At 40.9% G+C, this 11,835-nt stretch carries 15 protein-coding genes and 1 pseudogene; 2 read left to right on the top strand and 14 right to left on the bottom strand.

Annotated features, from left to right (window positions below; translation table 11 throughout):
• Positions 1 to 28 precede the first annotated feature (28 nt).
• The 12 genes and pseudogenes from QJ48_RS38760 to QJ48_RS38750 form a co-directional block, all read right to left on the bottom strand.
• Positions 29 to 424, bottom strand: coding sequence for a hypothetical protein (locus tag QJ48_RS38760; protein ID WP_237762952.1), 396 nt, complete (start codon positions 422 to 424; stop codon positions 29 to 31).
• Between the two features lie 361 nt (positions 425 to 785).
• Positions 786 to 1,379, bottom strand: a complete 594-nt coding sequence (locus tag QJ48_RS17350; protein WP_054974813.1) for a hypothetical protein — start codon at positions 1,377 to 1,379, stop codon at positions 786 to 788.
• Positions 1,380 to 1,382: 3 nt separating this feature from the next.
• Positions 1,383 to 2,210, bottom strand: coding sequence for a hypothetical protein (locus QJ48_RS17345; RefSeq protein ID WP_054974812.1), 828 nt, complete (start codon positions 2,208 to 2,210; stop codon positions 1,383 to 1,385).
• A 16-nt stretch (positions 2,211 to 2,226) separates the two neighbouring features.
• Positions 2,227 to 2,838, bottom strand: coding sequence for a hypothetical protein (locus QJ48_RS38110; RefSeq protein ID WP_054974811.1), 612 nt, complete (start codon positions 2,836 to 2,838; stop codon positions 2,227 to 2,229).
• Between the two features lie 69 nt (positions 2,839 to 2,907).
• Positions 2,908 to 3,411: a hypothetical protein gene (locus tag QJ48_RS17335; RefSeq protein ID WP_054974810.1), complete on the bottom strand. Its 504-nt coding sequence runs from the start codon at positions 3,409 to 3,411 to the stop codon at positions 2,908 to 2,910.
• A 69-nt stretch (positions 3,412 to 3,480) separates the two neighbouring features.
• The gene (locus tag QJ48_RS35980) at positions 3,481 to 3,909 is read right to left on the bottom strand and encodes a hypothetical protein (RefSeq protein WP_237762951.1); all 429 of its coding nucleotides are present in this window, start codon (positions 3,907 to 3,909) and stop codon (positions 3,481 to 3,483) included.
• 406 nt (positions 3,910 to 4,315) lie between these two features.
• A complete protein-coding gene (locus tag QJ48_RS17330) occupies positions 4,316 to 4,756 on the bottom strand; it encodes an SMI1/KNR4 family protein (RefSeq protein ID WP_054974809.1) in 441 nt (146 codons plus the stop codon).
• Positions 4,757 to 4,927 carry a hypothetical protein gene (locus QJ48_RS37500; RefSeq protein WP_237762950.1) on the bottom strand — a complete coding sequence of 57 codons (171 nt, stop codon included), beginning with the start codon at positions 4,925 to 4,927 and terminating at the stop codon, positions 4,757 to 4,759.
• Positions 4,928 to 5,036: 109 nt separating this feature from the next.
• Positions 5,037 to 5,816, bottom strand: coding sequence for an Imm47 family immunity protein (imm47, locus tag QJ48_RS17320; RefSeq protein WP_157261663.1), 780 nt, complete (start codon positions 5,814 to 5,816; stop codon positions 5,037 to 5,039).
• A gap of 66 nt (positions 5,817 to 5,882) precedes the next feature.
• Positions 5,883 to 6,000 (bottom strand): annotated as a pseudogene (locus QJ48_RS38755) (T6SS immunity protein Tdi1 domain-containing protein); the annotation flags it as partial.
• A 97-nt stretch (positions 6,001 to 6,097) separates the two neighbouring features.
• Positions 6,098 to 6,664, bottom strand: coding sequence for a hypothetical protein (locus tag QJ48_RS17315; protein WP_054974806.1), 567 nt, complete (start codon positions 6,662 to 6,664; stop codon positions 6,098 to 6,100).
• Positions 6,665 to 6,681: 17 nt separating this feature from the next.
• Positions 6,682 to 7,449 carry a barstar family protein gene (locus QJ48_RS38750; protein ID WP_082420550.1) on the bottom strand — a complete coding sequence of 256 codons (768 nt, stop codon included), beginning with the start codon at positions 7,447 to 7,449 and terminating at the stop codon, positions 6,682 to 6,684.
• A 375-nt stretch (positions 7,450 to 7,824) separates the two neighbouring features.
• On the opposite strand from QJ48_RS38750, the gene QJ48_RS17310 reads away from it, so the two are divergent.
• On the top strand, positions 7,825 to 8,529 hold the full coding sequence (locus QJ48_RS17310) for a hypothetical protein (RefSeq protein WP_054974805.1): 705 nt from the start codon (positions 7,825 to 7,827) through the stop codon (positions 8,527 to 8,529).
• A 147-nt stretch (positions 8,530 to 8,676) separates the two neighbouring features.
• Positions 8,677 to 9,849 carry a PD40 domain-containing protein gene (locus QJ48_RS17305; protein ID WP_054974804.1) on the top strand — a complete coding sequence of 391 codons (1,173 nt, stop codon included), beginning with the start codon at positions 8,677 to 8,679 and terminating at the stop codon, positions 9,847 to 9,849.
• Positions 9,850 to 9,939: 90 nt separating this feature from the next.
• Here the strand turns inward: QJ48_RS17305 and QJ48_RS17300 are convergent, their stop codons facing one another.
• Positions 9,940 to 10,767, bottom strand: coding sequence for a carbohydrate ABC transporter permease (locus tag QJ48_RS17300; protein WP_054974803.1), 828 nt, complete (start codon positions 10,765 to 10,767; stop codon positions 9,940 to 9,942).
• A gap of 18 nt (positions 10,768 to 10,785) precedes the next feature.
• A complete protein-coding gene (locus tag QJ48_RS17295) occupies positions 10,786 to 11,667 on the bottom strand; it encodes a carbohydrate ABC transporter permease (RefSeq protein WP_054974802.1) in 882 nt (293 codons plus the stop codon).
• Positions 11,668 to 11,835: the final 168 nt, after the last annotated feature.

Here is an 11,835-nt window from a genome sequence, read left to right as displayed (position 1 = left end):
TCTTGCCTTTCGTGACAACCTTGAGCCTTCATCCCCAGCTTTGCACCCGTAGCTCCCCAGCCTGCAAAAGGGATAAACGCCGCCAAAGATAGCGCCGCTCCTGATAGTCTCCTCGTGCGAGCGAGATTCCTGCATTCGCTAAGTCCGCTATTTCTCCCAGACCCGGAATGAGTCCCACAAGATCCAGTCCAAGCTGCAAGCCATCCAGAAATCCACCCCAGCCAGACTCTTCCTCTTCCTGCTCTTCCTCCTCCTGCGGCAAATCCTCCACAACCACAACAGGTGCCTTCGTCAGCCCGACCATCTCAATCTTCGGCGCTTGAAGATCCACTTCCCCGTCCAAAATCATGCTGCTGGTGCTGCACATGAGGTAGATCGCTTCTTTGGCCTTGATCTCAACCTTGGTGTCTGACGTAATCTCCATATCCTTTTCCGAAGAAAAAACAATGGGATGCATACTGTGAATCTCAATACCATCCTCTTCATGCAGCTTGATAAAAATATTGCCTTCCTTGCTCTCCTTGGCAGTAAGAACGAGCTCCTTGCCGAAGTTCGCCTGTTATTTTGAACATGCAAAAAGGCTTATTCCTCCTCTATAGTTCAAGTGGAATAAGCCTTTGAAAGTTGCTAAGCGTGTTTGTCAGGTTTTTTAGTGTTTGGTTTGTTGGTTGTATTGTACGATTTTGTTGCTGGGATTGAAATCTGATTACACAAAATTTTAGGCAGACCTGACAGACCCAGGTAACCCTAGAAATATTAAATTGAGATTTAGTTTGTCAAATCTATTAAAACGTCATTAATAAACCTCGCTTCGCTTCTGTTGCATCTTTATAGAGGATCACGAGTTCGTCATAAGCCTCTATTAATTCTGAAAAAGATGCATGATATACTAAATCATTTGACGGCAAACCATTACTTATTAGGTTTCGTTTTAATTCGAGTAGTTCGTTATACATACTAGGTACGTCTTCAGCGTATACAAATCCCAGTCCCATTCCTCCTGGATCAAGAATAAACATTTCTGATTCTAATGGACGCCCGAGAATATAATAATTAGGATCAAATTTAGTAGGTAGCTTAACTAGTGCTTCAATCAGTGCATCCCACAAATAAGATAATCCCTGTTCTTCATCTGGAGAATAGTAACATGTCATAGCAAAATCAGCTAGTTCTTGAACCTCACCATTTTCTAATTCTTGTTCCCACTCTTTATCTAGCAGTTCCCCTGTGTATACAGATCTAACAATTCCCAAATGGTTAAAAATAAACTCTTTCAATAATTTAATATTATTCGTAGTACCCGAAGTAATGATAGTCTCACTTAATTCTTTCATAAAACCATTTGTATCAAATAAATAAGCTTTATGTTCCATACCCATTTTCTATTCGATTCCCCTTTCATTTTGGCGGAGAATCTGAATTGATTTTTCTAGTTCCTTTTTGACATCACCCTTTGCGCGTCCATTCATAATAGGTTCTAACATTAAATAGGCATACTCGGGTGACAATGCTTTTGCAAATATTGCAATGATTTCTTTTGCATAAGAATCTATCTTCATTTTCAACACGTGAGTCCCTACTTCAACTAACTTTTCATTGTATTCAGGACCTAAACTCCTTAACAAGGAACTATCTTCGGTTGCTGTCCAAAGTGCCTCTAATCCTTTAATTATCACATCTTCATATTCATCTTTTTTCATTTTTGCCATCCAGAATTCACTCTTATGAACATACGCTTTCAGTGCATTAATGATAAATTGCACATCATTCATAGTTAAAACTAAGTTGCTAGAATAATTATATAACAACCCTGTCTTAACAAGAGGAAGGATATCTCCCTTGAAAAATGCTTCTTCAGTGCCATTTGGCCCTTTTTCAAGACGTATGAGAACGGACTGGAGAATTGCCTTTTCACTTATCGGAGCGTTAAAATCATCCTCTAAGATCGCTTTCTCCTTTTCTGAAAGTATAGAGACACAGCCAATATCATTTAGACTTAGCAAACTATACATTGCCTCAATTCGTATCCGTTGTGTTTGATGAGAGAGAGCTTCAAGTAGTCTCGGAATATACTTTGTATCGTGTGAAGCACCCATAGCAATTATTATCTCAACAGGTAACTCTACCCCGTTTTTATGAAAAGCTTCATTCAATTGTTCATCTGTAACAATGACCTTATAATTGTTTTCGTTATAAACCTGATACTCCATAAGTTCCTCCTATACTTTATGGGATCTTAAAATCACTAGGATCATAGATTTCACGACCAGCTGGAGCTCCTGTTTTTGGATCATATCGTTCTATTATTATCTGTTTAGGTGGTTCACCATACTTGATCTTATACGCATCAATAAACCTTCTTATTTCTTGCTTGTCTTTAGAAATTGGTCTACCCAGTGGCTTATCATCAATGATATTTCCTTTTGGTGGTCCTTGTACAGCATCGGGTATAGCTTTTTGAGTTTTCTTCGAAGGTCTGCCCTGCTTGTCTATTCTTTTTGGTACTTCAATTGTTTTTCCATCTTTATCTTTTAAAGGTTCATTAACCAAATCGTAATCGCCACTAGCACGACGCTCATCTGCCTTTTGCTTATGGACCTTCTTACCGGTTTTAGAGCTACTAGTTTCACCAGTTATGTTTTTCTTCTCTTCACCCGTCCCCTCAGGCGGCTTTTCCGGCGGCTTTTGATTCGGTTTCGGTTCATTCGGTTTTCCAAAAGTCTCGTCCCACTTCCGCTGGTTCTCTGTTTGTGGGGGTTCTATCACATCTTTTTTATTCGAGAATTCAATTGGAAAACCTTCCGCCAAGTGTACCTGAGGGTGTAAAAAAAACGACAAGTAACTAAATCACCTTGTCGCTTTTTCGAATATTTCATAAATGTGTTTACTTTGGTAAATTATTTTATACTACTTTTTTATAGAGATTCTTTTTAATTGGTGTAAAGCATTCTTTTTAATTTCTTTTTCCTTTGATTTACTTAAGAGTTCTAATTTCTCTTTAGACTCTGGCGTATTAATATCACCTAGAGCCCAGATACATTTTACGGCAAGGGCATTTGTGTAATGAAGATACTCAAATTTAGTTATTGCTGCTGTATAAAGACTTTCTACCGACGAATTTGATTTAAAATATTGAAGCAAGCCAGCAATATCCTCATGTACCTTATGCCAAGCTTCAGTGATTAACTGGTTTAACATTTCCAAATGTCTTTCATCAAACAAATCAAATGTAAATCCTATATAAAATATTAATCCTAGGTCATCTTTATTTTTTTCTCTACAAATAACTTCTAACTGTTTGTCAAAGTAGCTAGTTTTTTCTATGCTTCCCTTGAACAAATCCAAAAATTCTAGATCTGTTATTTCACCGCCAATAAGTTTTTTTATTAATATTCTTAGTTCTTGATTCATTTTTCTATCCTTTCAAAACCAGTAATATGCTTTCAATTGATTTACAACGTTTGGAAATAAAAACTAATCCTAATCCCATTCATTAAGTGGTAATTCTAGTAACTCATTACCGCATTTTAGGCATTTTTGTTTCGAAAAATCCCTTGTCCAAATCCTGCAATAGATACACCGTTTGCCGTGCAATTCCGGATGTTGTTTATTTTCCTCATCCGCTTCTGGTTCGAGTATAGAAAATACTTTTTGTCTGGTTTTTTCGTATAAATGCATAATTTCAGGAGAAACATCATACGAAGCAGTAGTTGGTTCCCATTCACACCCTTCTATTATTTGAACTGGTCTTTCCAAATCCTCTTCTAATCTATCAATTGATGTTTCAGGCCATTCATCAGTATGAAATATTTCTTTCTGAATCCTATCCCAATCTTTCCAGCTATATAATTTTTTTAAATCACTTTCTAATTTATGAATATCAATTTTAATAATAAATATAATATTCACCTACCTTGGCCGTTTTATTGTCTACAAGTTGGCCTTTAACATTACAACACTTATTGGTTGGAAATTCTTCATTGGATCTGGTTATATGCTCTTCTGCTCTCCAAATCAATAATCTTTACGAAATTTATTATACTGCCTATCTAATATAGATTAGGGTCATTTCTAAAGCTTCTTTGCTTGTACCTGAGCAATAAAGCCCAGTTTTTTTCCTCTACTTCCTGTACATGTTTTACCATTTTCCTTTTCCTCCTTTGATCTTGGGCATACAAAAAAGGCTCATTCCTCCTCATCGTTCAAGTTGGAATAAGCCATTGGAAGTTTATCAAACGTGTTTTCAAGTTTTTAAGTGTTTGGTTTGTTGGTTGTATTATACAATCCTGCTTCTAAAATGTAAATCCGGGATTTTTTAAGGATTCTTTAATCCTTCAATAAATATTTTAAAACTCTCTGAAATCTCAAAAGTATTCTCATCTTCACTTGACTGCTCAAAATTAAATACATGATCCCAATAATAAACTCCTTTAAACTCTGGATCGGTTATTAGCACAATTTTCCCCGAACCTGGATCATCACCTATTACAATGCTATTTGAAAATAAATCGTCCTTGTATTCATCATACCACTTTATTAAATCAAAAGGTCTTTCTACATCTAACCCATACATCACATCAAGTGGTATATTATCGTTTAGCTCTTCAACATAAAAAGTACTGTATCTAACAATTGAAGTACCACCATTATACTCTCGCAAAAATTGTTTATAATCTTCGGGTAACGAAAAACCAATATGTTTCTCAAAATTACCAATCATTTCATCTGTTGCTTTACCAAAACCTTTAATATTCACTTAAATCAATTCCTTTCTTGCATAGTCTTGCGAGCTTGGCGATGATGCCCAAGTATTCTTGTCCGATTTAGGCCCATTTGGAGCCACCTCACCCGCTTTTGCAAAGTCTGTAGGATAACTTTCAAACTCATCCTGCTGTTCCTCTTCTTCTTCCTGTGGCAATTCCTCCACAACCACAGGCGCCTTCGTCAGTCCAACCATCTCAATCTTCGGGCTACAGAATAAAAAAACATCCCGTTTCCAGGATGTGGCTGAAAGCCATGAATGTTTTTTATATAGTCTAGTGTATCTTATGCCCGTAAAAATACTTACATCCTTTTTCCCATTTCATTGACGCTATTTGTTTTACATATTCAATGATCTGACCAGCTATCTTATCATCTACTTTAGTATAGTAATCTGCAGGACATTTAATTCCGCTCCAAATAGATAATAAGGATGGGATAGTATCATTTTTCAATTCACTATTACTGGACCTAGCAATCATGGTTTCTTCAATAAGCATTTTAGTCAAATGTCCGGGAAAAGCTAACTCGCCATCATAATAATATTTTTCTAAATCTTTATCTTTACAAAAAGCAATAAATTCGTTACCTAATTCATCTACTGAACATAGTTCATAGGTAGCTTTATCATACCCTATCATACTGCCTATTTTAAATGAAATATCTTCACCTAATTCAGTATCTTCCCATATAGACAACAACCCTAATAAAGATGGTATAATTTGATATGATAATGATTCTTCCGCAAAAGAAACGAATACAGATACTATTTCTTGTTCTGCTTTAATTAAGAAGTTGTCAATTTTTGTAAAATCATCTGGCGTAGCTACTGAAAAGAACAGCCTGATAGCCACATTTAACAAATCCCTGTTTTCACTTGTATGTATCAAATCAAGTAGTTTAGTTTTTTGCGAAAAATGACCTTGTTTAAAAGCATTGATAAGTTCAAGCAACACTACCGATTCTGTGTCACCTAACCCAATACACTCCTTTATTTCATTGGCCATCCCATCATTTTTATCGCTATACCAAATATCACCAATCAATTTATCCAAGATCTCCAAAGCCGCTCCTCCGTTTAATCCAAATCTATAGCAAAACAAAGAGAACTATTTCATAATCTACTTTTTAATATTTTCAACTTTTTCAGCCATCTAGACCAAGAAGAGAAACATAACCAAAGCATTCAGCAAAAGCAGGTGTTTCATATTTTTTTATTACATCTGAATAAGGAGACCAAATTTCAATAACATTTATAGGAGATTACGAGCATTGTTTACTCGTTTGAGGTATATCAACGTGCCTTACTAATATTAAAATCGTCTTCTTAAACTTTCTACGATATTAGATCCAATTTCCCGTCACGATTTCTAACTAAGTTTAAAGCCTCAATACCAAAGTTCAACTCATATTCTTCCGGAACATCCTCAAATATTGTTCCAATATATTCGTAGTCACAATCAATAAATTCTTCCGGAACAGCACCGCCTATTTTGGACGAATAATACTTTAGTTCTTCTTCCTCAGGATATATTCCAATACCAACTTCTAAAACGTCTGGCTCCATTCCTTCTTCATAATATATGATTCGCTCTTCCAATCGATTCATAGGAGTACCCTCGTTATTACTATTCAATTCTGCACCAATCGGTACTTCTATAATGATTGGACTATCTTGTTCACGAACATGTTGATAGATTTGCCAGCATAAAACTCCTTCAATATTTGGAAACTTCTCTTTATCACAATAGACCTGCATTAGGAATCCATATTTCACATCATCAATATAAATAGGAAATTCATTTGGTTTATGAGTAGGCAGCCCTCCAATTTTGTCAAGATAACTATTTTTTTCATCTCCCGGGACACGCTTTCTTGTTTTCATATAAAATGCACGCTTCATCTGTCACCTCGTGAAATTTAATCACAAACCAAGGTTACTTGATTTGAAATTAATAATTCTTGGAGTTTTCGTAATTTTTCTCTCTCGGATTCTTTTATTTTATCCCGATGCATTAGCTCGTCAAAATTTCCATTACAAAGGTGAAGAACAAATGGCGGCGTTGCTCCAAAACCCCCGCAAAAACAGTCATCAAGACTGTCCAAAGAAAAACCATAATAACCACCTGGCCCATTCATTGCTTCCCCCAAGGCACAATAAAAGGATACTGAATCTCTTACATGCGTCATATCCAAGAAATAGTTATTATTAGTAGGAATATTACGGTAGGTGGCATGATTCATACGAACAACTTCCAACCAACCTAATCTTCGTCTCTGTGATAGGCTTGACCATGTATTTTTTATTGTTGGTTTTGAGATCATCCATTTTCTCCAAATTTCCATCGCTTCATAAGAGGGTTCAACCCAGAACCCACCGGATAATTCCAGGTTAAATATTTCCTGAGGAATTGGATTCTTATGAAAATAATAAGGTTTAGCTAGTGCAAAGTATAATGAGCCTATCACCTTCTCATCTTGACTCAACATATTAATACAAATTCTTGCCATATTGGCTTTGGTAGCCAAGCAATGTTTTATATAGATCTCATTTAACCTCAAACCCACTAAAATTAATTCATAGAAATTGCGTGCTCTATATTGTCGACTACCTGAAAGTCCAACTATATTCATACAATTTCCAATAATTAAATCACTTTCAACATCTACAAGTGAATATATAGACATGATACTCCTCTACAAAGCTTAAAATTTATTCTATACATTGTATAGCATTTACCTATTTCTGATTCTAAAACATGATCATATCATATTCAATTTTGAACCTGTCTGTAGTCTAACCACTACCCGTCCCCTCGACAAACTGCGACGACAAGAGCTATCTTTTTTCGAATCAGGCTAGTTCGAAGTTACCATTTTATTCGAAGCTATTGAAAATAGGAGTCTCATCCTGTAGCCTTGATATAAATAAGGAAAATATAGTTATTTATTCTATTATTTAGATCTCACAATCTTTTTCTGCGATTGAACGGGTGGCCACCTTTCAATACATCACAACATGACATGATGAAACGAACTTTTTTGTCGGAGGTGTTGTGTACCATGGAAAAAAAGATCGTAAAAGTTTTGTCGTTTGCTTTATTGTTAGGCGCCATTACGACATCGTCGACGTTTGCGGGAAAGGAGCAGTCGGGAGTTATTATCCATAAGGATGCGATTGGCGGGTCCGTCCTGTCCAACATGCCCGGAGCCGTATACGCGACGCCGGAGGAGCAAGCGCTCCAAAGTCAACAAGCTTCTTTTGAAGCGCTGCTGCCGAACCTGAAGAACAACAGGTTGAACGCGGCTGCCGCAGAACGTCACTACGATACGGAAAATAACCCTATCCTGATCGGCTACTGGAATCCGAACGAATGCGGCGCAAAGAAAAAAGATACTTATGCCCGGCATACGATCGGCGAGCTGCATAATTCCTCCGGCGGCAAATATTTGCTCAGCTACGGCAGCGCCACCTGGTACAATACGTCGGGAAAAAATGCGCTGCCTTACCGAAACGGTTCCAGCACAACGGGGCAAAATACAGTCGATGTCAAAATGAACATCAACTTCACCATCCGGGATGTGGATAAGGACAAGTCGTCGACCATCAAACGCAACGATTTCGGTCCGAACCAATGCCCGGGCAGCCGCTACGTGAAGGTCATCGCCGACCTGGACAAGACCGTATTTAAAGATCTCCACGGGAACACGAGCGACGGCGTGTTTTACTCAAGAACTTTGGTGCCCGTGGAAAACTGGAATCCGTAATATTTGACGGGTCGTCCGCATTTATTCAAACATAAGCTGTTTCACGGCCAATTGCAGCTTTACCGGTGCTCCTTTCTTGAGGAATGATGGAACAGGGGCACCTTTTTTCCGAATGGTTTACGATTATTTTCAGGCTGGGGTGGAATTATGGGGTCTGCGCAAACGGTAAACCGCTTCCATATTATCGCGTTAATTTTAATCCTTATTGTCGGTCTTTCGTGGATCGTGCACCTGTTGATCACAAGCTACCAGGGTCTGAAAGGCGCTCAAAACTACAAAGGCTGGCTTGCGGGCATTACGGCTGACGGAACAGGCAGCCAGCTTGTCGCTTATTATCCGGAGCAGGCAGAGAGCAAGACGATTTTAAAGCTGCCGAACGTGACTCCGGACAATTTCGGGGTGATCTGCTCAAACGGGACAAAAGCCGCTTACACCCAATGGAACGAGCAGCAGACGGTCAGGTATCTGGTTGTTCAATCGCTGACGAGCGCCAAGCAGCACGTTTTTTTCGACAACCTCCCTCCGATGAACGAAATCAAGACGATTTCGTGGTTCCCCGACCACCGGAGGATCTTGTTTGTGAAAAGCGACCAAACCACTCATGTCGATCAGGAGATCGGCGTGTTGGATACGGGCAGCGGAAAAGTCGAGACCTTGGTCAAGGGCGGAATTCGGCTGGTCAAGCGAGCGGAAGAAGAGAACGGGGAAGAACGGATGAAGTTTTATATGACCCAAGACGAATTGGATCGAATCGTTCAATCGTACGGAGGGAAGCCGGTTCCGCTCGACGACGCCGGAGGGTATTTGATGGTCGAGTTTGCCGCGCCGGTCCTTTCCCCTGACGGGAATCGGATCGTGTACAGCGCCACGTTGAACCGCAATTATGCCAAAGGAGAAAATGTTCCGCTATGGCTGGCCTCAAGCCTGTGGGTTTACGACCTGACGAGCGGTCAAAATAAAATGATCTACTCCCCTTCCGACCGTTCGGCCATCGGTAAAGCCATCTGGACGTCGGACGGCGGCCATGTTGCTTTCATCAGTTACACCGGGGCCAACGGGGAAGGCGGAGCGATTGAATATATGGACCTGACGAGCGCGAAGGTCAAAACAATTTTCCCGCCGACTGCCGAGCATCACAATAACGTGAACCTGATCGCGCTGGAACGTAACGAAATTTCCTTTATTTCCGCGCCGAAGTCGGGAACCTTCAAAGATGCGAAAAGGTGGATTTTGAACCCGGAAACGGGAGAAAAGCGGTTGATGCCGGTCCAAATCAGGGGGCAAAACGCGCTGCTGCGAAATTTTTCAAACGTACAGTAGAGGAATATAAAAACACAAAGCGCTGAAAGCCCCTCTGCCGGGCTTTCAGCCGATCATGCCGGAGCCCTCCCAAGAAGGCCGGCCTTTCCGTTACTCCTTCACGGCTCCCGCGCTCAGGCCGGACTCCACCTTTTCCTGAAACAGCAAATAGATGACAATGGTCGGAATGATCGTGAGAATGATGCCCGCGAACGTCGGGCCCATCTGCGAGCTGCCCCGTTCCCCTACGAAGGACATGAGCGCCATCGAAATGTTGAACATGCTCCGGTCATTGACCATAATGACGTTCCAAATCAAATCGTTGTAAATATCGAAAAAGGCCAGGATTCCCGCCGTCGAGATGGCCGGCATGGACAGCGGCGTCAAAATCCGAAACAGCAGTGTCGCCGGACCACAGCCGTCCATGACCGCCGATTCGTCGATTTCCTTGTTGATTCCTTTCATAAAGCCGGTAATCAAAAAAATCGTAAGCGGCAGTTGAAATGTCGCGTACAGCACGATCATAACGAAATAGTTGTTAAAGCCGTTGAACGAGCCGATCATCCGGGAAATCGGGATGACGAGAGAATAGACGGGGATCATCAGCCCCATGATGAAATAAATATATAAAGCGCCGTTCCACCTCAGCGAGATCCGGGTCAGGATAAACGACGCCATGACTCCCAAGAGCAAGGTCAGAAGCGTGCCTGCGATCGCATAAATGAAGGAATTCCATACGGCTTTATCAATATGTGCGGTGACAAAAGCGAGCTTGTAGTTGCTCCAGCGCCATACCTCGGGCAGCGAAAAGACGTTATTGTATATTTCCAAATTGTCCTTGAGCGAAGATATCACCGAAAAAAACAACGGATACATAAAAATTACCGCGCAAAGCGTAGAAAACAAATATGCCGGAATTTTATACGAGCGAAGCGTCATGTTCCATTTCACCTGCCTTTATTTCATCGTCTTCGTGTTCATCAGCTTGTTGAGTACGACCGTGGATAAAAGCGCCGCTACGATAATGAAGGTGCCGATGGCGTTGCCCATCCCGAAGTTGTTATATTTAAAGGACTCGTAATAGAGCAGCGTGGTTGGCACATCCGTGGCGCCGTTCGGTCCTCCGCCGGTCATAACGAAAATTTGTCCGAACACGCGAAGCGATTGCGTCACGGCAAGAATCGAGAAAATTTTCAGCGTCTCCTGCATCATCGGCACGGTAATGTACCAAAGCCGTTTGAAGCCGACCGCTCCGTCCATGGCCGCCGCCTCGTACAATTGCTCCGGAATCGCCACCATGCCGCTGGCGAAAATGATCATGTTCAGCCCGCAATAAATCCAAGCGTTGACCACCACAACAACGTAGATGGCAATGGCCGGTTCGCCGAGCCAATCGTGGGTCAGCGAACTTGCGCCGATCGCCGAGAGCACCATATTGACGAGGCCGCCCTCTCCCTTGAGCAAAAACTGCCACATCAAGCCAACTGCCGTGAGCGGGAGCACGGAAGGCATAAAGAAGGCAATCTTGAAAAATCGTCTTCCCTTCATCTTGCTGGTGACGATATGCGCCAGCGCGAAAGCGACCGGCAAAATCAGCAAGAACGAAGCCAGAATAAACACGCCGATATTTTTGAGCGAACGGTAAAATTCAGGCTTTTGAAACATGGCGCTGTAGTTTTGCAGCCCGACATATTCCAAGGCGACATTCTTGATGCCGTTCCAGCTAAAAAAGGACATGTAAGCCGTCTGAAAGATCGGCACGATAAACGCCAGCGTATATAACAAAAGCGCCGGCAGCAAAAAAACGGCTGCGATAAAATAAGGCTTTCGGCCGACCATGTTGTTCCCCTCCTCCAAGTTTTCCGTAGGAAGCTCTGCGAAGCTTTTTGCAAAAACTGTAGATTAATGAGGGGCGGAGTATCCACTTCCGGTCGCTCTTGTCCACAGGAAATTTTTATTGAACTCCGCTTTCAGTGGATATTTCCCGTGGACAAAGGCGAACGCTAT

This window comes from Paenibacillus sp. A3, from assembly GCF_001399685.1.
In the GTDB taxonomy this organism is placed as follows: Bacteria; Bacillota; Bacilli; order Paenibacillales; family NBRC-103111; genus Paenibacillus_G.
The sequence above is the reverse complement of the archived record's forward strand: the minus strand, read 5'-3'. Positions and strand labels throughout refer to the sequence as shown.

Excerpts from the sequence above, each read along its gene's own strand:
- QJ48_RS38760 (WP_237762952.1), bottom strand. The coding sequence starts at position 424 with ATGGAGATTACGTCAGACACCAAGGTTGAGATCAAGGCCAAAGAAGCG.
- QJ48_RS17350 (WP_054974813.1), bottom strand. The coding sequence starts at position 1,379 with ATGGGTATGGAACATAAAGCTTATTTATTTGATACAAATGGTTTTATG.
- QJ48_RS17345 (WP_054974812.1), bottom strand. The coding sequence starts at position 2,210 with ATGGAGTATCAGGTTTATAACGAAAACAATTATAAGGTCATTGTTACA.
- QJ48_RS17335 (WP_054974810.1), bottom strand. The coding sequence starts at position 3,411 with ATGAATCAAGAACTAAGAATATTAATAAAAAAACTTATTGGCGGTGAA.
- QJ48_RS17315 (WP_054974806.1), bottom strand. The coding sequence starts at position 6,664 with ATGAAGCGTGCATTTTATATGAAAACAAGAAAGCGTGTCCCGGGAGAT.
- QJ48_RS38750 (WP_082420550.1), bottom strand. The coding sequence starts at position 7,449 with ATGTCTATATATTCACTTGTAGATGTTGAAAGTGATTTAATTATTGGA.
- QJ48_RS17310 (WP_054974805.1), top strand. The coding sequence starts at position 7,825 with ATGGAAAAAAAGATCGTAAAAGTTTTGTCGTTTGCTTTATTGTTAGGC.
- QJ48_RS17305 (WP_054974804.1), top strand. The coding sequence starts at position 8,677 with ATGGGGTCTGCGCAAACGGTAAACCGCTTCCATATTATCGCGTTAATT.
- QJ48_RS17300 (WP_054974803.1), bottom strand. The coding sequence starts at position 10,767 with ATGACGCTTCGCTCGTATAAAATTCCGGCATATTTGTTTTCTACGCTT.
- QJ48_RS17295 (WP_054974802.1), bottom strand. The coding sequence starts at position 11,667 with ATGGTCGGCCGAAAGCCTTATTTTATCGCAGCCGTTTTTTTGCTGCCG.